This window comes from Pedobacter humicola, from assembly GCF_056490705.1.
Genome location: NZ_JBWJIG010000001.1, coordinates 203,225 through 228,241 on the forward strand (window position 1 = coordinate 203,225; position 25,017 = coordinate 228,241).

The following is a 25,017-nucleotide window of genomic DNA, read 5'->3' on the forward strand; positions in this document are numbered from 1 at the left end:
AATGATTTATTATTGCGCTAATGAAACCACAATACATGATTTTTAAATATTTATTCAAACAGAAGCCCTTTTTAGTTTTATTGGTTTTATGTTGCGCTCATCAATCAGCTACAGCAATTGTTATTGATTACGGCAAAAGCGGAAAAATAGATTACAATCTCCAAACCGGTACTTTTAAAGTCTTGAACGGAAACAAAAATCTGTTGTTAAACGGTTTTTCTCAGGTAACGTATCAGGAGAAGATCCTCAGTTCGAAAGATTACAAACAGATCAGTTATGCCAAATCAATAATTAATGACGGGATTGGAAAAGGCTTTAACTATACTTTTCTTTTAAAAAAGGCAGGTTTACCCGACATGTTGCAGAGCTTTTATACCTATACGGGGAAAGATTTTTTTATGATAGGGATTACGCTGAAAGGCACTAATTTATCCATTAACCATATGGTACCCATAAATGGAACCTTGATTGATGGCGAAAATTCAGACACACCGACCAGTTTATTCGTTCCCTTTGATAACGATACTTTTATCTCTTACAATACGGTACCATTAAACGCCAATGTAAGCAATCCAAGTGCGGAGGTTGGTGCTTTATATCATGATTTATCGAGGGAAGGTTTCGTTATCGGTTCTGTAGAACATCAGAACTGGAAAACGGGTATCATTACGGCGATGGATAACGATAAAAACATTGGATTACAAACGGTTTGTGGTTATACCGAAGAAAAGATCACCCGCGATAAAATAGCACATGGCTATCTGAAGGGAAATACGATCAGTTCGGCGAAAGTGTTTTTTGGTGTTTTTGACGATTGGCGCGAAGGGATGGAAACTTATGCCAAAACGAACCGCCTGGCAGAACCACCCCTGGTTTTTAAATGGAAAGCGGCAACACCGGTAGGATGGAACAGCTGGGGTGCCATGCAGGAAAAAATCACACTCGAAAAAGCGAATAAGGTAACAGATTTTTTTGCCGATAGTTTGAAGTCTTTCAGAAGTGGGGGCGTGGCTTATATCGATCTCGATTCGTATTGGGATAACCTGTTAAACGGTGGTTTGCATGGTGACTATTCCAAACTAAAAGCCTTTGCCGACCATGCGAAATCAAAAGGATTAAAGCCGGGCATTTATTGGGCACCTTTTGTAGATTGGGGTTTCGCAGCTGGCGGAAAGCGCGTAGCCGATGGTAGTTTTTATACTTTTGGTGAAATGTGGACAAAAGTTGGCGGAGCTTATCACGATCTTGATGGCGCACGGGCGCTGGATCCCACCCATCCGGGCACAAGGCAGCGCATTATGACTGTAATAAACAAGTTTAAGGAATGTGGTTTCGAAATGATCAAAATTGATTTCTTAGGTCATGCGGCGATAGAATCCGACCACTTTTACGATCCAAAGATTACCACAGGCATGCAGGCTTATAAAGCTGGTATGGAGTTTTTGTTAAAACAACTTGATGGTAAAATGCTGGTGTATGCAGCCATCTCACCAAGTTTAGCTTCAGGACGCTACATACATGTACGTAGAATAGCATGCGATGCTTTTAAATCCATAAAGGACACCGAATACACCTTGAACAGTGTAAGCAATGGCTGGTGGCAAACATATCTCTACGATTACATCGATGCCGATCATGTGGTGTTCTCTGATCAATCGGATGGGGAAAACAATGCCAGGTTTTTATCTGCAATTGTTACCGGAACCTGCATTACCGGCGATGATTTTTCCCGTCAGGGCAAATGGAGCGGCACCGCCCGGCGTTTATTGAACAATACTGAAATCATTAACGTTTTGAAAGATGGAAAGGCATTTGTTCCGGTAGAAGGGAACAGGGGCAAATCGGCTTCACAACTATTTGTTAAACAGGTGGGAAATGTAAAATATCTTGCCGTGTTTAATTACAGCGATGAGGCAAAAGCTTTTGGTATCGATTTTTCGCGGATCGGTTTAAAAAAAGATCAGGTATATAGCACCGAAAACCTCCTTAGCAAAAAAACGGAAAGTTTTAAAAACAAACAGACCATCAGCCTTGCGGCAAAAGATGCGGTCATTTTTAAGATGACGCTCAAACCATAACATCAACCCTCTATCTATAAAACATTATCGAATAGTATTGAAAGCACAAATGAACAGATCACATCACATTACAGCTTACATCAGACATGGTGCATTGGCAATGGCCGTTTCTCTTTTTACGATCGCCACTATACAGGCACAAAACATTATTCCCATTGAAACTGCCCATAACGCGCTTGTTTTACAAGCCAATTCGAAGAAGGATGTAAACACCATATTTTTTGGAAAGAAACTGGCCAATAAAGAGGAATACAATCAGGTTAACGGACAGTACAAACAAACAGAAGATTATACCGGACAGTTAAACTCTGTTTATACCCCTTCAGGTTCGCGCAACCTGGTAGAACCTGCCATCAGTGTTACCCATGCCGACGGCAACAACTCCCTCGACCTGAAATATGTTGACCATGCGGTTACCAGGATAGATGATAATGTAAGTTTGTTAAAGATCAGGTTAAAAGATCCGGCTTACAATTTTGAGGTAACCATGTGTTACAAATCCTTTTATCAGCAGGATGTGATCGAGCAATGGACAGAGATCAAACACGCAGAGAAAGGTACGGTAGTGCTGCATAAATACGCATCGGCCAACCTGCATATAAAATCGCCACATTTTTGGCTGAACCAGTACCATGGCGATTGGGCCAAGGAAATGCAACCTGAACAAAGTGAAATTACCCATGGCATTAAGACATTGGATAGCAAGCTGGGAACAAGAGCGAACCTATTTCAGCCTTCAGTTTTCATGATCTCACTAGATAAACCTGCTGAAGAGAATGAAGGGAATGTTTTATACGGTGCACTGGAGTGGAGTGGTAATTTCAAGATCGATCTGGAACTGGATTATCAGGATAACCTCCGCATCATTGCCGGAATGAACAATTATGCATCGCCATACAGCTTAAAACCGGGCGAAGTTTTTGCAACACCTGCATTTTTGTACACTTTTTCTGACCAGGGAAAAGGCGATGCCAGCAGAAAGTTACAGAACTGGGCACGCAATTATAAAATACTGGATGGCAAGGGAAGCAGGTTAACCCTTTTGAACAACTGGGAGGCCACTTATTTCGACTTTAACGAACAAAAGCTTGCCGGTTTATTACAGGACACCAAAAAGCTGGGTGTCGATCTCTTTTTATTGGACGACGGTTGGTTCGGCAATAAATACCCGCGTAACGACGATCATGCGGCATTAGGCGACTGGCAGGAAAATAAGAAGAAACTGCCTAATGGCATCGCATCATTGGTAAAAGAAGCCGACTATGTGGGAACGAAATTTGGAATCTGGATCGAACCGGAAATGGTGAGCCCGAAAAGCGAACTCTACGAAAAACATCCTGATTGGGTCGTGAAACAGCCTAACCGACCTGAATATTATTTCAGAAACCAGTTGGAGCTTGATCTTTCAAATCCTAAGGTACAGGATTTCGTTTTTGGAGTGGTTGACGATTTATTTACCAAAAACCCGAAACTGGCCTATATTAAGTGGGACTGCAACGCGGTAATTTACAATGCCTATTCGGCACATTTAAAAAATCAATCTCACTTTTATGTCGAATATGTAAAGGGTTTGTATAGCGTATTACAGCGCATCAGGGCAAAATATCCAACAGTGCCGATGATGTTGTGTTCTGGAGGAGGTGGCAGGGTAGACTATGCAGCCTTACAGTATTTTACCGAGTTCTGGCCGAGTGATAATACCGATCCATTAGAGCGGATATTTATGCAATGGGAATATTCCTACTTCTATCCGGCTGTAAGCAGTTCCAACCATGTTACGGATTGGGGTAAACAATCAATCAAGTTCCGCACCGATGTGGCCATGATGGGCAAATTGGGCTTTGATATTGTGGTGAGTAAACTGCCTGAAAACGAACTTCAGTTTTGTCAGGAGGCCATTAAAAATTATAATGATGTAAAACAGATCATTTGGCAGGGCGAACAATACCGTTTGTCGAATCCGCGTGCAGGTAGTGTAGCTTCGATGCTATATGTAAACGAACAAAAAACGGAAGCCGTGATCTTTAATTACCTCGTAAACTACCGTTATGGTGAAAGCAGTAAGTATCCGATTAAACTGAATGGTTTGGATGCGGCAAAGAAATACCAGATTAAAGAGATCAATGTTTTTCCGGGTACAAAATCATCTATCGATAGCAGCAAAACCTATACAGGGGATTTCTTAATGAAGATTGGTTTTAACCCTGATCTGAATAAAGACAGGACGAGTGTGGTGTTGAAGGTAGAAGAGGCATAATAATTTAACTTAGTTCGTCATCTCGATTGAAGCGCAACGAAATGGAGAGATCTAATGATAGTTTCTCCATTTTTTTTACCGCAAAGTGGGCTAAGTATTTGGCGCAAAGGCTGCAAAGCTGGGCATATATTAGGTTATATCATTTACTGATGCAGTAGTTCGTGTCATCATGAAGTACTTTAGTGACCACATTGTCACCATTAAATAGTCCTTCGATTACGCTCAGGTGATACAAGAAGCGTAAATTGCTGGAGATATTTCGTGCTTTTCGAGCATCAGTAGCTCTGTTTATAACATAGTGATCTGGATACTGACCAACCGTCAGTTGCAGCCAAACATATCGATCTTTATGCTGACCAATTGACACTGGAAGGAAAGAGATCGATGATGTACGTTAAGCAATTGACACTGGAAGGAAAGAGATCAATGATGTACGTTAAGCAATTGACACTGGAAGGTAAGAAATCGATGCTGTAGGCCAAGCAATTGATACTGAAAGGGAAGAAATCGATACTGTACCCCATTATTTCCTTTCCCTAATATTGATTTTTATAAAAAAAATACCCCCCAGGGTGACACACTTAAGGGAGGGGAATCGACTCAAGACTAAGGACTGATGACTCAGGACTCAAAACCACCATTCATAATCTCCCTCGGGCTCTTTCCAAATTGTTTCTTAAATTCCCTGCTAAAGTATTTCGGATCATTAAATCCAACCTGATAGGCCACTTCATAGATGGTAAACCTCTTCTGTTTAAACAGTTCCATCGCCTTTTTAAGCCGGATCGATTTTACGAAGTCATTTACCGATAGGTTGGTGAGCTGTCTGATTTTTTTGTATAGCACAGGTTTGCTCATACCTACCATCGAAGCCAGTTCCGATACCCCAAAATCTTCGTTGGCAATATGTGTGTCTATGTATTTCAATAGCTTTAACATAAAAGCTTCGTCTATGGCGTTAACCGTGAGCTCTTTTGGCTGTAAGTGGATATGTTTCAGAAACTTCTGGCGCATGATCTTTCTGGACATCAGTAAGTTGCGTACATTCAATAAAAGCAGCTCCGGACTGAAAGGTTTGGTGATGTAAGCATCGGCGCCGGTTTCTAAACCGCTCACCTGATGAATGTGTGATGAACGGGCAGTCAGGATAATCACAGGAATATGGCTGGTCCGCTCATCTTGCTTAAGTCTGCTGCAAAGTTCTATACCATCCATAACTGGCATCATAATGTCACAGATAATGAGGTCGGGTAGGGTTTCTATGGCAGTTTCCCAACCCGTTAAGCCATTTTCGCGTTCTGCTATCTGGTAATGGCTACCCACTAAAGATGTAATCAATGACCTGATTTCACTATTGTCTTCTACCACCAGGATGGTTTCGGCTGAAATAGCAGCCTCACGGTCAGGTTTTACAATATTAAGGCCCTGTTCCGCCTGTTCGGTATAAAGATTTGGATGAGCCGGGTAATCTTTTACACCATCAAAAAGGGCCGTTTTAAAATGCGTCCTACCTTTCTTCAACTTTACGATAAATTGGGTAAAACCGCGCAATCCATTTTCGGCAGGAGTACTTTCTACTGCAATATGGCCCTGATGTTCTTCAATAATGGCTTTTGAAAGGGCAAGGCCTATGCCCGAACCAATATGGCTTTGTTGCTCGTCTACCTGGAAATAATCGCTAAAAAGGTTCTTTAAACTTTCGGCAGGGATACCCAGGCCATTATCCGAAATGCTGATGACTACCTCATCCTCTGATTCGCGTACTGAAACGGAAATCTGCCCACCTTTGTCGCAGAATTTAAAGGCATTGGATAACAGGTTGAACAATACCTTTTCGAGCTGCCGTTTGTCAAAATACAAATTGATTCTCTCCTGCTCATGTATAAATTTGTAATCTATATCGTTAGCCTGCGCCAGATGCGAGAAAGAAATGAATATTTCATTGATAAATCCGATGATATTATCTTCGGTAACATGGAGGGTAAGGTGCCCGGTTTCAGCTTTCCTAAAGTCCATCAGTTCCGTAATTAAACGCATGAGCCTGTTTGCGTTGTTTTTTATGGGAACGAGTTGCCGGTTCAGCTCGGGATCGCTTTGGTGCTGACTGGAAAGGTTTTCCAAAGGGCCAAGGATCAGGGTAAGCGGCGTTCTGATTTCGTGGGCCACATAGGTAAAGAAATTCAGTTTCATCTTCTGAATATCTTCAGTACGTTTAAGCAAGGCACGTATAAAGAGATAACGCACAATCAGGAACAGTAAACCTGAAAAGAAGGCCAGATAAATGAGGTAAGCCCACCAGGTTGCCCAAAAGGGCGGGAGTATGGTAATTTTTAATGAAGCTGCCTTACCAGTGGGATTTCCATCGTTATTATTGCCTGTAACCATAAAGGTATAGTTGCCAGAAGGCAAATCAGCATAATTTACAGTCGGTATATTGGTTTTAGTCCATACTTTACTATGGCCTTTAAGGATATAACTGTAGCTGTTTTTTTCAGGTTTGATATAATTGAGCAGTGCAAAATCGATACTGAAATTGTTTTCGTCGTGTTTAAAGGTAATTTGTTGTGTGTTTTGGATATCCTCCTTTAATATGCCGTCGGCACCGTTTACCTCTACAGGCTGATTGAACAGTTTAAGTCCGGTAAAAGTGATCGGTGCGGTGTTTTTATTGATATCGATTTGTTTGGGATAAAAAGCAGTCAAGCCATCGTATCCACCAAAAAACAATTCGCCATGGCTATCTTTTAAAAACGACCGGATGTTAAAATCGTTTCCAGCAAGTCCATCGCTTTTGGTGTAGTTGATAAATTTTCCCGTTTGCGTAATCAGTTTGGATAAACCTTTATCGGTACTGACCCATAAATTCTTTTCCTCATCCTCTATAATACCAAATACATTGCTGTTCGGGAGGCCATCTTTTTCACTGTAATTTATGAATCTTCTGGTTTTGTAATCGAAGATACTCAAGCCGCCAAAAGCAGTTCCGATGCAGATATTTCCATTTTGGATCTGTACGATACAATTGATATGACCAGACTTTAAACTGCCCGCATCGCCTCTGTTCTGGTAATAAGCCTTAATTTTTTTAGATATAGGGTTGAAGGCATAGAGTCCTTCCATCGTTCCAATCCACAGGTTTTTGGCTTTATCTTCAAAAATCACCTGAATATATTTGTTCTTCAGGCTTTTTTCTACAATACTTTTAACGGTGGAGCTGGCGTAGTGACCATTGGCTTTAGATAAGGTAGATAAGCCGTCTCTGGAGCCGACCCAAACCGTACCATTGCTGTCTTCCGTTATCGCGATCACTTCAGCATCACCAGGCGTATTTTTTACATCCCTAACGTTGATTACCTTTCTGAATTTCTGTGCCGATGGATTAAACACATAGAGGCCACCGCGGTGCGTACCCACCAATAGCTGTCCGGTTTTATCCAGACATAAAGTTTTGATCAGGTTCGAATTGAGGCCGTTGCTGTTATTGGGCTCTGATTTATAATAAGTAAAGGTATTGTGGCTTCTGTTTACATAATTCAGACCACCACCTTCAGTACCGATCCAGAGGTTATGGTATTGATCTTCGGCCATAGCGCTTACAATATTACTGCTTAAGCTTTGCTGCTGTTTAGAATTTCGGTAAACCGTAAAGGGGGTGGCAGAGGGATAAACCACATTAACACCCTTATAATATGTACCCACCAACATTGAACCGTTAAGATCCTGAAAGATGCTGTGGATGGAGTTTTGGCTCAATCCGTTGCTCTGTTCGGGATCGTAACGGTAATTGCTGAATTTGCGGGTGTTGGGATCCAGGATACTCAGTCCTTCCTGTGTGCCGATCCAGATGTTGCCAGCTTTATCGCAGGTCAGTTTCCTGATGTCGTTATTGACCAATGCATTTGGATCTGTTGAACTGGTTTGATAACGGGTAAACGTTTTATGCTTGTAATCGAATAGGTTTAGACCATTGTAGGTACCTAGCCAAAGTCTTTTTTGTTTATCGATCACAATGCTTTTTACGGCATTGGAGCTGATGCTATTTGCATCATTGACTTTGTGCCTGAAGATTTCGGAATGGTATTTACCATTGATTTGGTAAATGCGCACCAAACCATTTAGGGTGCCTGCCCAAAGATTCTGCTGGTCGTCTTTAAAAACCGAGAAAACATAATTAAGCCCCGATTTATAATTGGTTTTATCGAAAAGAAACTTTTTAAAGATCTGCTTCTCAGCATCAATTAATAAGTCTAATCCATTATTGCTTCCAATCCAGATATTTTTTTGCGGGTCTTCGTACACACACTCTACCGAATCGCGACTGAAAGATTTTGCAGCGTTTTTTTTGTTGATCCGGATAAAACGATCGCTTTTTTCATTATAGATATTTAATCCATTTTCGGTACCTACCCATAAATGTCCTTTACTATCACTCAGGAGGCTGGTAATCACATTATCGGAGATGCTGTTGTGGTTATCGGAGCTGCTGGTGTAAATTTTGAACCGGTAACCATCGTAACGGTTCAGTCCGTGATGGGTACCCAACCAGATCAATTGATTTTTATCCTGTGTGATGGCCATCACAGAGTTTTGTGACAAACCATTCTCCATGGTAAGGTGATTAAAAACAACAGGCCTTTGTGCGCGTAGGGAAGTGCATATCAAAAGCATCAGGAAAAACCATATCGCGTTTAAACGCAGCTTCATCATTTGGGTTAGATTTTTTAGGGATGGTTGTATTTCAGTTTAAATATAGGGTGAAGTTCTTAAAATATGGAAGAATTGCCTTTTTTCTACCCTTTCATTTACAATTTTCGACCTTTTTCATTTTACACCCCACTAGTTTTGAAGAAGCTAATGCAGTGGTATTAAAAGCAATATATACCAACAGAAATTAACCAGCTTCTGGCATCGGCTTAACCAAATTAACTAACAACCAATACTGTATGTAAATCTGATGTCAATCCATCTTAAGTTCTGCAGTAGATATTAACCAAACCAAGCATGAAACAAAAATTACTTTTATCAAAAGCAGTGCTTTTAAAATTTAGGCGTTTGTATGGCCATTCTTTATCCGTAGGCGGGAACAAACAAAACCGGATGAGCAATTAAATTAACATCCCTAAACAATCAATCCTAAAATTTATGAACTTATTTACATTAAAAAGGCATTGTCTGATGCCTGCACTTGCGCTGCTGTTTTTTACTTCCTGTAAGAAAAAGGAAGTTGAATCAGACATCTATACCATCAGACAGTGGAAATCAGATTTATCGGTAAGCAATATCGTACCCGCAATTACTGGTAGAACGGACCACGCGGTAGCGGTATGTTATTTAATGACGGATAACAAGCTTTATTATTACCTGTATTTTGATAAACCCCTCAACAATGAGGATACCCCCACCAAAGCAGTGATTTACAGCGGAGTTTCCGGAGCAAACGGAACTGTTTTAATCGACCTGAATAATGGAGCCTATAATAGCAATCGGGAAGTAAAAGGCTCGGTTGAATTATCAGCCCAAAGTATAGCAGATTTAAATTCCAAAACACTTTACCTGCAGATTTCCTCAAGCCAGCAGGCTTCAGGTTTGGTAAGGGGTACATTAACATCATACTAATAAACAGCTGATATTATGAAGAGAAAAATTACCAATATTAAGCTTCAGTCGTTGATGGGATTGTTAAGCCTGCTGCCTGTTTTTGCACTTGCACAGGAAAAACCAAGCGCTAGCACCAGCAAAACAGCTGATAGTACGCTGATCAGAAAATTTGATCCGAAAAACTTCCTGCAGAATAAGGTGGATCAATGGAACGGAAACACCAAAAAGGCTAACCTGATCGCGGGAGCTGCCACCATATACAGCGATGATATTAATGCGACTCCGGTATCGGATGTAACCAATACCGTAGCAGGCCGTTTAACGGGTTTGTATACCTTACAATCGTCGGCCCGGACCGGCTTTGATGCAACCCAATTGGTGCTTCGCGGACAAACGCCGCTTATTGTGGTGGATGGCGTTCCAAGATCGTTCACTAATTTTAATCCTGATGATGTAGAAAGCATTACGGTATTAAAAGATGCCTTATCCACTTCTATGTATGGCATGCGTTCATCTGGTGGAATAATTTACATTACCACCAAGAAACAATCAAAAAACAATCTCTTTGAAATTAATTTCGGGGCAGAATATGGTGCGCTGCAAAATCTCTTTACGCCCAAATTTATTACAGGTGGCGATTATGCCCGTATTTATAACGAAGCGCAGTTAAATACAAATCCTGGCAGTACTCCTGTATACAGCGATGGGGTAATCAGTGCTTATGATAATCAAACCAACAATCCGTTTTTACAGCCTGATAACAACTGGTATGATATGGTTTATAAAAAGAACAGCGCCCAAAAACGCTATCACCTGGGGGTTGCAGGCAATTCTGAGGCCTTTAAATATTATGCGAGTTTAGAGCACTTTGCATCTGATGGTAATTTTGTAACCGATGACAACAACGTTTACAATACCAACAACTACTACAAACGGTATAATATCCGTACCAATGCCGAAATTAACTTTAATGAAGATATTTCCTTACAGTTAAATATTTTCGGATCCGTAGAAAACAACAACCAGCCGGGCGGTAATGCCTCAACGATTATGGGCTTGGTTTATGCTACCTCACCTTTGGCCTATGCGGTAAAAAATCCCGACGGTACTTACGGTGGTACGGCCGCCTTAACCAATAATATCCTGGCAAACACGATCAATTCGGGCTACGTAATGACCACCACCCGTACTTTAAACTCCGATGTCGCATTAAAATATAAGTTAGATGATATTACCAAAGGTTTATGGGTGAAGGCAGGCCTGTCTATAGCAAACTATTACAGCGAAGATGTTTTAAAAACAAAAACATTCGCCATTTACTATCCAACCGTCAATGGTACTACGGTTAACTATACCAAATCGGGCACGGATAGTAAGGTGCTTTTAGGTGGCGGTACTTCAGATGTAACTGATCAGTTGAAACAGACCTATTACAATTTCATGTTAGGTTATGCAAGAGATTTTGGTAGCCATCATTTAGACTTGTTGGGTGCCTATAATGGCGATAACAGTTTAACCAGTGGCTTTTTAAACAGTGGTCAGCTAAACAGCATCCTTAAGACCGGAGGTTTGACAGCCAGGTACAACTATAACGATAAATATTTTTTCGAAGCAGCTGGTTCATATAGTAGTTTTAATAAATATGCCGATTCAAAAAAATGGGAATTTCTCCCATCGGTAGGTTTAGGCTGGGTAGCTTCGAAAGAGGAATGGTTTAATCCTTCGACTGTCAATTTTCTAAAATTCAGGGCTACTTATGGTTTAACGGCAAAAGTAAATCTTTCTGATTATTTCTCCTACATCCAAAAGTATGCGATTGGTAGCTCCGGATATGTTTTTGGCACCGGACAAACGGTTGTTGGTTCGGCCACACAAGTAAGCCTGGCTACAACAAATGTAGGCGCTGCAAAGGCCAAAAAATTTGAAGTAGGAGCTGATGCGGCATTTCTAAACAATAAGTTAAATGTAGGTTTAACCTATTATAACAATAAATACTATGATTTATTAATCTCCAGGCCAGATGCAAGTACCATTATCGGTGCAACTTATCCCAGTCAGAACCTTGGCGAAAACAGGTACTCGGGTATAGAGGGCACAGTTGATTTCATAGGTAAATCGGGCGATTTTGGCTATAAAATAGGACTAAACCTTAGTGCACAACAAAATAAAGTTTTATATGCGGGCGAACCGGATTATCCCTATAGCTGGATGTATACCGCCGGCCAGGCATCAGGAACTTTTGGTTACCAGGCTATTGGCTTTTATCAAACAGGAGAAACGGCAGGTAATACCCCAACATTATTGGGTTATACACCGGTTCCCGGCGATATCAAATACCTGGATCTGAATGGTGACGGTGTAATTTCTTCTCTCGACCAAAAGAAAATTACCAGCGACAAAGCCCTTATTTACGGAGGTTTAAACCTTGCCTTCAATTACAAAGGATTTGACTTTTCGGCCCTGGTGCAAGGGGTTTTCAATAGAGAAGTGTTACTGGCTACAGGTTCTATGCTGGCTTTAAATAACAACACAGGTTATGTTTTAGATTATACTACCCAAAACAGATGGACACCAGGCAATCAGGAAAACGCCACCTTGCCACGCTTAACATTGGGAACCAATTTAAACAATAACGCGACTTCTTCTTTCTGGTTAAGAAACGGCAATTATCTCAGGCTGAAAAATGTAGAACTGGGTTACACGCTTCCTGCTCAACTCGTAAGCAGGTTGAAAATAAAAAAGCTTAGGTTTTTCGTAAACGGCTATAACATGCTTACCGCTTCAAAACTGGATTTTGATCCCGAATCGTTGGTGAGCAGTTTCCCCAATCAACGGGTAATTAACGGAGGTGTATCATTAACATTATAGAAAAAGATTTATGAAAAAATATTTTATAATATCCTTAGTATCTGCTGTATTATGTGGAACATGGGGATGTAAAAAATTAAGTGAAGATACCCCTTTAGAACTCATTGGTCAGGAAATTATCTTTGATAAGACAGATTCCCTGGGGGTAAATGCCGAGAAATTTCTAAACAGTATTTACTCAGGTTTGCCCAATGGATACAACAGAATCACCAACAATCTACTGGATGCAGGGACAGATGATGCCCTGCCAAATGCCGTAGGCGATGCAGTGCAATATTATAGTAACGATGGGATAAGTCCTTCAAATGTCGTGGACAACGTATGGGCAAAAAACTATGCCAACATCCGGAAAACAAATATCTTTCTGGCCAATATCGATGTTGTGCCCTTAAACCTTAAAGGGTATAAAGACAGGTGGAAAGCAGAAGCGCGTTGTTTAAGGGCAATGTCGTATTTCGAACTGATTAAAAGATGGGGAGGGGTACCACTAATTGGTGATAAAGTTTTTACAGCGGAAGAAACCATTAATGTTCCTCGCAATACCTACCAGCAATGCGTAGATTATATATTAGTTGAGCTGGATGCTGCGATGCCATATCTATTAACTGCAAATGCGTCTACCAATGGTACCTTCGCTGCAAACTTTTACGGGCGTTTTGGTCGTGGGGCAGCCATGGCATTAAAAAGCAGATTGCTCTTATATGCCGCCAGCCCGCTCAACAACCCTTCAAACGATCTGACCAAATGGACAACTGCAGCTGCCGCTGCGAAAGCAGTAATGGATAGTGTTACAGCAGCTAAATTTACCTATGCGTTAAATAACGCAGCGACAACAGCGCATTATACCACAACGACACTTGCAGGTGTGGCACCAGCAGCAACACTTGCCACATATGTAACCAATGTGAACAAGTTTTTAAGCGTTTTTACCACGGCAAGTAACAACGAAATTATTTTGCCTTATATGGCCACGAGCAACTCTACCGTTGAAGCGCTTAATGATCCGGTAGGTTACACGCGTGCCGCATCTTCAGGAAAAACGAATCCAACTCAGGAACTGGTTAATGAATATGAAATGAGTAATGGCAAAATGATTACTGAAACAGGTTCAGGTTATGCGGCCACTAATCCTTATTACGACAGAGATCCGCGTTTTCCTGCAACCATTACCTTCGACGGTCTTTATTGGCTGAACAGAAAAGTGCAGACTTACGATGGTGGGCTGGATAGACCTTTCGGATATGGAAGGGTAACAAAAGGCGAAACCCGAACCGGCTATTACATGCGCAAGTTTATGACCAGCAATTCGAGCGGGACATCTTATTCCAATTATCCTCACATCTTTCCGATTATCAGGTACGCAGAAATTCTGTTAAACTATGCTGAGGCACAGAATGAGGCTGTTGGAGCAGATGCAAGCGTTTACGCAGCCATTAATGCCATCAGAACGCGTGTAGGCATGCCAGTCTTGCCCGCAGGTTTAACGCAAATACAGATGCGCGATAAGATCAGGCATGAGCGAAGAGTAGAGTTTGCTTTTGAAGAGCATCGCTTCTGGGATATCAGAAGATGGAAAATTGCTGAAACAGTACTTAATGGAATGCTTCATGGCGTTCAGGGTACCACGGCTGGCGGCGTGGTTAACTACGAAACGGTAGATGCTGCTGCGACTAAATTTGACGCGAATAAAGGTTATCTGTTTCCAATTCCATTAAATGAGGTGATTTCAAATAAAGCAATGGTTCAGAACCCTAACTGGTAAAAATTAGCACAAATCACATGAAAAAAATTATAAAAACAATCATCTTGTTTGTTGTGCTTATGGTTTGCAACAGGGCATTCGCACAAACAGGTAAAATAATAACGGGAACAGTGAGTGATGGCAATGGACCCATTCCTGCAGCCACCATTTTTGAAAAAGAGTTTACAAGCAATGGTGTTTCTTCCGATGAAAAGGGCCGTTTCAGTTTAAAATTAAGAGGTAACCAAGGTATTATTGTGGTGAAATCAGTTGGTTATCTTTCACAGGAAATCAATGTATCCTCAAAATCCGCTATTAACATTATTTTAAAAGATGATGCCAAGGGCTTAGAGGACGTGGTGGTACTGGGCGTAGGCCAATCGGCGAAAAAAATAACGGTTACCGGAGCGGTAAGTTCCATTTCCGGAGAAAAAATCCGTCAGAGCCCATCTGCAAGTTTACAGAACAGTCTGGCAGGCCGTTTACCGGGTTTCTTTTCGCAACAGCGTAGTGGTCAGCCGGGAAATGACGGTGCTGCTTTCCAGATTAGGGGTATCAGTACCTACGCTGGTGGTACTACTCCACTGGTTATTGTTGATGATGTAGAAGTAAGTGCCGACCAGATCAGTTCCATCGATAATAACGAAGTAGAAAGCGTAACCATATTAAAAGACGCGTCAACTACAGCAGTTTATGGGATCAGGGGTGCAAATGGTGTGGTTATTATTACTACCCGGAGAGGACAAAGTGGAAAACCTGCATTAAATATCAAAAATGAAAGCGGGCTACAGATGCCTACACAACGCCCAGTGGTGAATTCGGGTTTTACTACCTTGAGTTTATTTCGCGAGCGTTTAGCTGGTCTGTATAATAACCCGGCTACTTTATATCCAAATTTCTTTTCAGGTGACAACCTGCAGCATTATTTAACCAACGATGATCCTTATAACCATCCAAACGTAAACTGGTGGGATGAGGTGATTAAAAAGGTGAGTTTGCAAAACAAAATAAACTTCGACATTTCAGGTGGTACCGAAAAGGTAAAATATTTTGTCAACCTGGGTTACCTATATCAGGGCGGTTTATTTAAAGATTTTTCAGAAGATCAGGGCTATAACTCCAACTATTTATACAACAGGTATAATTTCAGGTCGAATGTGGATATTACGCCCAATAAAAATTTAAAGATCAAGATCGATCTTTCAGGTAAATTTGGGGTTACCAACGAGCCGAACGATAAACCGTGGAACAATGGCGGTACCATATTTCAATATTTATGGAACGGCGAGCTTTCTTCGTTCCTTTATCCGATATATTGGCCAAATGGTTTAATCGCCAGTTCTGCCGCAACGGGAACCAAACCGAATCCGGTAGCCAACTTAATGTATTCGGGTTATAACCGCGGCTATAATAATAATATCGCGGCAGCTACAAGTGCCAACCAATTGCTGGATGTAGTTACACCTGGCTTATCGGCAAATTTTCTGGTATCGTACACTGGCGATTATAGCTTTAGCAGAAACCTAACGCGCGCATCAAGCGAAATTTTAGCTTATAGTTATGATCCGGCTACGCAGAAATACAATCCGGTTACGCCCAATCTCTATCGAATGGGTGTTTTAACCAGAAGTACAACTTTTAACGATACAAAACGCACCACAACCATCCGTGGAGGTTTGAATTACAACCGCAGCTTTGGTGATCATAATGTGGCTGCAGTAGCGTTGATTAACCAAACACGTACCAATATTTTACCGGTAGGAACAACCACGGTTACTTTAATCGATCCCTACAATATTCAGGGCTTTACTGGTAAGGCCACCTATGCCTATAAACAGAAATACCTGCTAGACTTAACTGCAGCCTATAACGGGTCAGACAGGTTTAGCGAAAACAACCGTTTTGCCTGGTTCCCTGCAGCCAGTATTGGGTGGAACATCAGTGAGGAGAAATTTATCAAGGACAATTTAAAGTTTGTCAGTTTCTTAAAACTCAGGGCTTCGTATGGCATAACGGGTAACGACAACATCGGTGTATCGAGTTTGATTTATCAAAAAAGCTACTCAACCGGTGCAAGCGGTATTGTTTTTGGCGAAACGCCACAGTCTTATACCGGTATTGTAGAACCAACTTTATCTAACCAAAACGTAAAGTGGATGACCGTAAATGATTTGGATGTGGGTTTAGATGCCAAGTTCTTCGGTAGCAAACTGTCTTTGACCCTGGATTATTTTAACAAAAAGACAAAGGATATTTTTACTACCCCGGGCCTGATACCCGCATCTTTTGGTGCAACATTACCGCCTTATAACTTAGGACGGGTAAGTAATAAGGGTTATGAAATCGATTTAACCTATCGGGATAAAATCGGCGCAAATTTTGAGTTTTTTGTAAATGGAAATGTTACCTATGCCAAAAACAAGGTATTATACAGAGATGAGCCAGCTTACCTTTATGACGGACTGGCCTTAACCGGCAAGCCTGTCGGCGCTGTTTTTCAATACACAGCTGATGGTTATTATGAAAGTTTATCCGATCTGTACAATGCACCCCGTTTAGCAGCTTCCGTTCCCTTGTCCACCCTGCAACTGGGTTCAATAAAATATAAAGACTTAACCGGCGATGGTATAATTGATGCCAATGACAAGCAATACATCGGCAATAATAATCCAAATTATACCGGAGGTTTAAGTTTTGGTTTTTCTTACAAAGGATTCGATGTGTCGACACTGTTCCAGGGTTCATTCGATTATATCATCAACATGAACAGGGGAGCACTGTCATATGCACGGCCAGATAGGGTTTCGGTTCCCTGGAACTTGGGCAGATGGACGCCCGTAACGGCTGGTACAGCTTCATTTCCAGAACTTTCGGGCAGTGTGCAAAATGGATTTGATGGTTCGGGGAACTACTGGTCGACCTTCTGGTTTGTTCAGGGCGATTTCATCAGGTGGAAGAATTTTGAAGTGGGTTACAGGGTTCCTTCCTCTTTTGCTAAAAAACTACATGTAAACAATATCCGGGTTTATGCCAACGGTTACAATATGGGCATTGTTTATACTAAAATCCCCTCATTTATTGATCCTGAGTCGGCATTAACGGCATCAGCTGGAGAATATCCTCAACAACGTGTATTGAATTTTGGGATACAATTTGGACTATAACTTTTAAATCAAAAGATATGAAAACTAAAATATTTACAATAACAATGGCATCGGTAGTGGTGATGTTGTTATTCTCCTGCAAGAAAGGCGGTTTCCTTGATTCGCAGGTAGAAGTGCTTTCGGAAGAGAATGTTTTTGCCGACAGTACCATGACCTTTAATTTTCTTAATAATATTTATTGGAATACTGGTTTGGATATCCATCCTTACCGGAATACCATAGGTGGTGTGTCAGGCGCCGGACCTGGTAGCAGCGATTGGAACGATGCCTTCGAAACCCTGTCGTCTAATGCTGCAAGCGGTTTTTCAGGACAGGATGCCTTTTTAAAAGGAACTTGTACCAGTTCCAGTCATCCTTTGCTGGCCATGTGGACACTGATGTACAAAAAGATCAGGGCAGCGAATAAATTTATAGCGAATGTGCCTAATTCGCCTATTTCGGCTTCCAGGAAGAAAGTTTTAATTGCTGAGGCTAAATTCTTAAGGGCATTTTATTATCAGATGTTGGTAAGGTATTATGGTGGGGTACAGTTGGTAGGTAACGATGTAAGTGATGATTTTCCGACCTATGATTATAAACGTGATACCTACAAAGACTGTGTAGATTATATTGCTGCAGAATATGATAAGGCAGCTGTTGATTTACCAGATGCCGCTACGCTGGAGGCCATTAATTATGGTAGAGCTACTTCAGGAGCATGTAAGGCTTATAAAGCCAGACTTTTGGTCACTGCGGCAAGCACATTGTTTAATGGCAGCCCTGTGGCTTCTGATGCATCGATACGCCCTCTGATCTGTTATTCGGCCAGTTACGACCCTGCTTTATGGCAAAAGGCAGCCGACGCCTGTAAGGCGGTTATGGATTTACCAGAATATGCCCTGATTGTAGATAACGCAACCAAGGCAGGGGACGGTTTTTTTAAACTCTTTACAAGTGGGAGAAAAACCAGCGAATTTATCTTTGTATATAATCTGGCATTAGCTGCTGCCAATGCATCTGATACCAATGGAGGGTTAGAGCGCCCGTTTTTCCCCTGGTCTATCACAGCAAGGGGTACAGGCTCTACAACATCAATGAATCCAAGCCAGAATGTGGTTGACGCATTTGGAATGGCGAACGGAAAACTGATCAGTGACGCCTCATCAGGTTATAATATTTTGGATCCTTATAAAAACCGTGATCCACGATTTTATAATTCTATTATTTACAATCAGGCTACTATGACCAGTAGGTCTACAACAGCTTTAACCACCATAAATATTTATACTGATGCCAATAATAATGCGGTTGGTGATGGCATCCAGTCATATCATACCAAAACCGGATATTATACCCGCAAAATGTGTAATGATCGTTTACCTTTTGCAAGTTTAACCGTAGCAAGGGCTTTGCCGATGATGCGTCTGGCTGAGATGATTTTGGGATATGCAGAAGCGCTAAACGAACTGGGAAGAATTGAAGAAGCCGTAACAGAGGTAAATAAAATCAGAAATCGAGGTGGTATTACACCAGGATCGGATAACCGTTATGGTATTCCTGTTGGGGTAACACAGGCAGAGTTAAGAACTATAATCAGAAATGAATATCGTGTAGAATTTTATGGTGAAGGACATTGGTATTACGATACCCGCAGATGGAAAACAGCAGAAATTACTGAAAACGGCAGTTTATTATTGGCTAAAGGAAGGCCGAATACAGCTGGGAGTACTTATCCTTTCGCTTATACTTATGAAAATGCATTGTCAATGAATTTTTTAGCACCAGCCATGTATTTCGTGCCTATCCCGTTAAGTGAGGTGTTAAAATCCAAAGGATTGTTGTTGCAGAACCCGGGCTGGTAATGGAGTTGTGCCGGTTGGCAACCTTTAATAGCACGCTAGGTAATTGATATGTTTCCAGATTTCAAACCATTAAATAAATTAATATGAAAAAGTCTATTTTAATCTTATCCTTCTTTTTAAGTTTCTTCGCTATCCATAGCGAAATAAAAGCGCAATGTGTACAACCACCTGCACAGATTTTAACTACTGCATATGATCAGTCGCAGTATTATGTAACGGTAACCTTAAATCCAACCACAGGTGCACAATCAGTATTGATTGAAGACCCCAGCAATACCTTCAACAATGCTTATGTAACTATTGACAGCACTTATGGTGGTTGTACCTTATCTGCTTACGAGGTTTACGGCTCGTTCGTCATATTTGATATTCCATCACAAAGCTATAAACGTTATACTGTGGCCTTAACTGCACAAACAGGCTTTGATGGAACCGATCCGGAGCGGGGAGCTTACACTATAAGCGAGTATTATTGAGTGAGATTGATACCAGTTGCCTGCACCTAATTTAGGGCAGGCAACACGATTAACCAATAAGCCAAGAACTATCTACCGTGTACCAATGACAAATGAACAAATAAACCCTGCCACCAATATCAGAACACTCGAACCCATTCTATTTTATTCAGGGAAGAATGATGAGCTACAGATTTTTTTGAATGAGACCGAGTTCGGCGAATTGATTATTATCTCACTGTCAAATGATCAGTTAGTGGTAAAAGATGTGCAATTGGAAGAAACAGATCAGAGACTGGAGTGGAAGCAAGACCATAAAGGGCTGCGGATTTCAGTACCTGAAGGGTTACAAAAAAATGGGGGAAAGATGGGACGTGTATTGAAAGTTACATTTTAACCGGCCAATCGATTGGAACGGGTACCTCAACTCAGTGAACAAATGAACAGCCTTGCACTTGGAGTTCGGCCTTTGGCGGCTTTAACCAATTTCAACAGTTAACCAATAACCAATTAATCCTAAACCTTTAAACAATGAGAAACAAAAAACAACTTTGCTTTGCCTTGCTTTTAATGATTTCGAGTGGCTTTTTAATGAGCGCTTGTAAAAAAGCAACAGTTTCAGAACCAGAAACGGTGAATACAAAGCCCAAAACGCTGGCATTAACAGGAACCACGCCGCCAAGTTTTGTAAGCAACACCAAAAACCTGAACATTGTGATGTTTGTGCCGACGGATAATCCGGCACTGTCGGATTACAAAACCCGCTTGACATCTTTGCTCGTGCACTTTCAAGGCTGGTTTCATACCGAAATGTTACGGTATGGGTACGATAAGTATATGGGCCTTCCTAAAATAGATTCTACCGGACTGGTACGTTTTATTGAAATACCGGCACAGTTTGCACAATCGGCCTATCCTTACGATTCGGGAGTTTCTGCTACCAAAATCCTGAACGAAATTGCGGCCTACAAAGCCACGCATGCTTCTGAATTTTCAAATTCGAGCCATACGCTGATTTTATTGCCCAATAGAACCGATGGCGGTGATCAGCCATTTTATGGCTATGGCAGAAACTGTTTTGCGGTGGATAATGCAAACATGGCGGTAGATAAAATTCCTAATGCAACATCAAATTTACTGGGCGGTATGCTGCACGAATTGGGTCACGGACTAAATTTACCGCACGATCATGCCAAATACGCCTCAGAACAACCAACCTTAGGCACTTCATTAATGGGCTCGGGCAATGTAACCTTTAGTAAAGGACAGCCGACTTTCTTGACCGAAGTGGATGCTGCTATTTTAAACCGTAATGAAATATTCCAAAACCCTTTACCAACTGAAATACCTTACGAAGCAGCCACTACAACGATCGATGCCCAGTTTGCGTACAATGCAACCACACAGGCTTTCAATGTTACCGGCTCATTTACAAGTAATAAAGATGTAAATGATATTTTGATTTATATGGACCCGGATTTGGGCAATAGTGATGCCGACTATAATGCTGTTGCCTGGAGATCTAATCCTGGTACCGGAAATACCATTTCAACAACAATTCCTTTTAACGAACTTTATTATAAAAATAACGAGGCTTATAATGTTAGGGTGAAATTACTATTGAAAAATGGAAATAATGTGAGCAAAAACTACTCCTTTTCGTTTTTGAATGGGGTGCCACAGATTGGAGCAAACGGTTCTGCTAAATTTTATCAGAATGCAAGTTACGGTGGTTATGGTGTAAGCTTACCGGTTGGCCAATACACAACTGCTGATCTGATCAGTCGTGGCATTAGCAATAACGATGTATCATCTGTTAGTTTAGGTTTGGGCGTAAAGGTAATCATGTATGATGGAGATAACTTTACCGGAAACAGTATTGAATTAACCTCATCAAGCACGTACGTATCTACCTTTAACGACAAGGCATCATCCATAAAAGTGATTGCCCTTTAATGATTATATTTATAAAAAGCTTGTGCTGAACGTTTTGAAAGATAAAATAAAATTGAGAAAACCGCTTTTTATAAGCTTGTTATTTGTACTGTTTGCCCAGTTATTGCTTGGGCAAACAGTGCAAAATAATGCATTGGAAAAATTTAAAGCTGAAAAGTTTGGACTCTTTCTGCATTGGGGCTTATATGCTCAAACGGCAGGCGATTGGAAAGGCCACAAAGTAAAGGGTGGGGAGCATTTTATGCTCTACGAACGTATTCCGGTACAGGAGTATGCAAGCATGGCTGATCAGTTTAGTCCGGTAAAGTTTGATGCAGATCAATGGGTTAAACAAGCCAAAGAAACTGGCATGAAGTATATTGTTTTTACCGCCAAACACCATGATGGTTTTGCCATGTACAATTCGGTCAGTAGCGATTATAATATCCTGAAAAGAAGTCCGTTTAAACGAGATCCGATTGCCGAACTGGCAAAAGCCTGCAAAAAATACAACATTATACTCTGCCTGTATTATTCTTTAGGTCGAGACTGGCAAGACCCCGATGTGCCAACCAACTGGCCGGTAAAAGCGGGCAGGAGCAATACCTGGGACTATCCAAATGAAGACGCAAAAGTATTTAACCACTATTTTGAAAGAAAGGTTAAACCTCAGATTACCGAACTTTTAAGTAATTATGGCCCAATTGGGGCAATATGGTTCGACACCCCCGAACTGATTAGCAAAAAAGAAAGCGCTGAACTTAAAGCCTTGGTTCATCAACTGCAGCCAAACTGTTTGGTAAACAATAGGATCGGTAATGGATTAGGTGATTTTTCGATCTCCGAACAGTCCTTATCGCCATCATCAAAAAAGGCCTGGGAATCTTGTTTAACCATTGGGCAGAACTGGGGTTACAACAGGCACGATAGTGTTTGGAAATCACCCGAGGTATTGGTACGCCATTTGGTTGAAGTTGTCGCCAATGGTGGAAATTTATTATTAAACGTGGGCCCAAAAGGCGACGGAACATTTCCCGATTGGGCAACCGCAAGGTTAAAAGCAATCGGTAAATGGATAAATATTAATCATGAAGCCATTTACGATAGCCATCCATGGTTAGCAGTAAAAGAAAATACTAAAGCCAATAAAGAAAACAACACAATAGAAGAGCATATAAATACCATCAAAGATGCTGTTTTTGATGGTACGCCAAAGTCAATAACTCCAGATGTATATTATACTGCGAAAGATAAATCGGTATATGTTTTTCTTCGAAGCTGGCAAAGTTCAGAAGTGGTTTTAAAGCAAATTAATAAAACTAACCTATCTGTTAAAAACATAGAACTACTGGGCAGCAAAAAGAAAGTTAAATGGTCGGTAAATGAGCAAGAGTTAATACTTAATTTACCTTCAGATTTTAAAAATGGAAGTGAGATTCCTGTCTATGTATTGAAAATAACAACCAATTAATGAGGTTACTATATATATTAAGTATATTTTTTGTTTATTCAAACGCTTTTGCTCAACAGCAAGCGGGTGTTATTCCTATGCCTGATAAATTTTTACCTGGCAATGGCTTTTTTACACTCAATAATAGCAGTACCATTGGCTACAATAACAATCAGTTAAAAATGATTGCTTATTATTTTCAGAACGAATTATTAAACCAAAAAGGAATTACTGTTCAGCAAAAGGTGGAGTCAGCGAGTATTGTTCTGGTGTTGAAACCAGAAAAAAAGCAGGTAGATTCATCTGCTTATCACATCAGCATAAAACCCCGACAGATTGTTGTTTCTGCCAGTCACCCTAAGGGCATTTTTTACGGCTTAGTTTCGCTGTTGCAACTGGCATTGACTGACAAGAACAATCAAATTCCTGTTGCTGAAATAACCGATGCACCTGCTTATGCCTGGCGGGGTTTCATGCTTGATGAATCACGTCATTTCTTTGGGAAAGCGAAAGTAAAATCCATTCTCAATTGGATGGCTTTTTATAAACTGAACATCTTCCACTGGCATTTAACTGACGAGCCGGCCTGGCGATTGGAGATCAAGAAATACCCTAACTTAACACTTATTGGCGGTATTGGCGATTATTTAAATCCTGATTTACCTGCCCAGTTTTATACACAGGCAGATGTGCAAGAAATTGTGGCTTATGCAAACGAACGGTACATTAAGGTAATACCGGAGATCGATATGCCTGGTCATGCCACTGCGGCCAATAAAGCTTATCCGGAATATTCTGGGGGCGGTTCGGCAGGGCATCCGGAATTCACCTTTAATCCTGGCCTGGAGAAAACATACAGTTATCTAACCAGTATTTTAAAAGAAAGTAATGTGCTTTTTCCTGCCGGACTGATTCATTTGGGAGGTGATGAAGTGAGTTATGGAAATGAAAAATGGAAAAGTAATCCTGATATTTTGAAACTCCGTGACCGTGAAAAGCTTAAAGATGATGCTGCGGTAGAACACTATTTTATGCAGCGGATGGCCGATTCACTTTATCACCTGAATGCTAAAGCTATCTTTTGGGATGAGATGGCCGATGTGGAACTCCCAAAAGATAAGACCATCATGCTCTGGTGGCGACAGGAAAAACCCGGACAGCTTCGGACAGCTTTTAGCAAGGGTTATCCAACCGTTTTATGTCCGAGGTTACCTCTATATTTCGATTTTGTTCAGGACAGCACCCACCAATATGGTAGAAAATGGAATAAACTATACAATCCAATCGAACAGGTATACCAGTTCGACGCACAATCTTTTGCCACAGATGCAAAAGAAAAATCGCTGATTTTAGGTATTCAGGCTAACCTCTGGACTGAAACTGTAGATAACAACAATAGATTAGACTACCTGCTTTTTCCACGTATTGCAGCCCTGGCAGAAGCAGCATGGACACGGCAAACCCGCAAAGATTTTAAAGCTTTCGAAAAGAATTTAGTTCAGCATCTGGCCCTTTACAGCAAAGCAGGTTTGTATTATTATCACCCCTCAAGGCCATTACAGAATCCGGAAATACCCGTAAAAAGAAAGAAACCATTAAACTATAAAGATTAACAAGAAGACGCATAAAA

Annotated in this window: 13 protein-coding genes; 12 read left to right on the plus strand and 1 reads right to left on the minus strand. The window is 41.0% G+C overall.

What is annotated here, in order from left to right:
- Positions 1–20 precede the first annotated feature (20 nt).
- The gene (locus tag AC04Q1_RS00875) at positions 21–2,078 is read left to right on the plus strand and encodes an alpha-galactosidase (protein WP_478360928.1); all 2,058 of its coding nucleotides are present in this window, start codon (positions 21–23) and stop codon (positions 2,076–2,078) included.
- 49 nt (positions 2,079–2,127) lie between these two features.
- Positions 2,128–4,335, plus strand: coding sequence for an alpha-galactosidase (locus AC04Q1_RS00880; RefSeq protein WP_478360929.1), 2,208 nt, complete (start codon positions 2,128–2,130; stop codon positions 4,333–4,335).
- A 621-nt stretch (positions 4,336–4,956) separates the two neighbouring features.
- Here the strand turns inward: AC04Q1_RS00880 and AC04Q1_RS00885 are convergent.
- A complete protein-coding gene (locus AC04Q1_RS00885; protein ID WP_478360931.1) occupies positions 4,957–9,042 on the minus strand; it encodes a hybrid sensor histidine kinase/response regulator transcription factor in 4,086 nt (1,361 codons plus the stop codon).
- Between the two features lie 435 nt (positions 9,043–9,477).
- On the opposite strand from AC04Q1_RS00885, the gene AC04Q1_RS00890 reads away from it, so the two are divergent.
- From AC04Q1_RS00890 to AC04Q1_RS00935, 10 genes are all read left to right on the plus strand, one after another.
- Positions 9,478–9,951, plus strand: coding sequence for a CHRD domain-containing protein (locus tag AC04Q1_RS00890; protein WP_478360933.1), 474 nt, complete (start codon positions 9,478–9,480; stop codon positions 9,949–9,951).
- 15 nt (positions 9,952–9,966) lie between these two features.
- Positions 9,967–12,801: a SusC/RagA family TonB-linked outer membrane protein gene (locus AC04Q1_RS00895; RefSeq protein WP_478360935.1), complete on the plus strand. Its 2,835-nt coding sequence runs from the start codon at positions 9,967–9,969 to the stop codon at positions 12,799–12,801.
- A 10-nt stretch (positions 12,802–12,811) separates the two neighbouring features.
- Complete coding sequence (locus AC04Q1_RS00900; protein ID WP_478360937.1) at positions 12,812–14,563, plus strand: RagB/SusD family nutrient uptake outer membrane protein; 1,752 nt, start codon at positions 12,812–12,814, stop codon at positions 14,561–14,563.
- 17 nt (positions 14,564–14,580) lie between these two features.
- Positions 14,581–17,706 (plus strand): SusC/RagA family TonB-linked outer membrane protein, encoded by a 3,126-nt coding sequence (locus AC04Q1_RS00905; protein ID WP_478360939.1) that lies wholly within the window; start codon positions 14,581–14,583, stop codon positions 17,704–17,706.
- 17 nt (positions 17,707–17,723) lie between these two features.
- Complete coding sequence (locus AC04Q1_RS00910) at positions 17,724–19,547, plus strand: RagB/SusD family nutrient uptake outer membrane protein (protein WP_478360941.1); 1,824 nt, start codon at positions 17,724–17,726, stop codon at positions 19,545–19,547.
- Positions 19,548–19,630: 83 nt separating this feature from the next.
- Positions 19,631–20,023: a hypothetical protein gene (locus tag AC04Q1_RS00915; RefSeq protein ID WP_478360943.1), complete on the plus strand. Its 393-nt coding sequence runs from the start codon at positions 19,631–19,633 to the stop codon at positions 20,021–20,023.
- An 85-nt stretch (positions 20,024–20,108) separates the two neighbouring features.
- The gene (locus AC04Q1_RS00920) at positions 20,109–20,399 is read left to right on the plus strand and encodes a hypothetical protein (protein ID WP_478360945.1); all 291 of its coding nucleotides are present in this window, start codon (positions 20,109–20,111) and stop codon (positions 20,397–20,399) included.
- 134 nt (positions 20,400–20,533) lie between these two features.
- Positions 20,534–21,958 (plus strand): hypothetical protein, encoded by a 1,425-nt coding sequence (locus AC04Q1_RS00925; RefSeq protein ID WP_478360947.1) that lies wholly within the window; start codon positions 20,534–20,536, stop codon positions 21,956–21,958.
- 34 nt (positions 21,959–21,992) lie between these two features.
- Positions 21,993–23,408 carry an alpha-L-fucosidase gene (locus AC04Q1_RS00930; RefSeq protein WP_478360949.1) on the plus strand — a complete coding sequence of 472 codons (1,416 nt, stop codon included), beginning with the start codon at positions 21,993–21,995 and terminating at the stop codon, positions 23,406–23,408.
- On the plus strand, positions 23,408–25,000 hold the full coding sequence (locus tag AC04Q1_RS00935) for a beta-N-acetylhexosaminidase (protein ID WP_478360951.1): 1,593 nt from the start codon (positions 23,408–23,410) through the stop codon (positions 24,998–25,000). Before AC04Q1_RS00930 ends, AC04Q1_RS00935 begins: the two co-directional genes overlap by 1 nt.
- Positions 25,001–25,017: the final 17 nt, after the last annotated feature.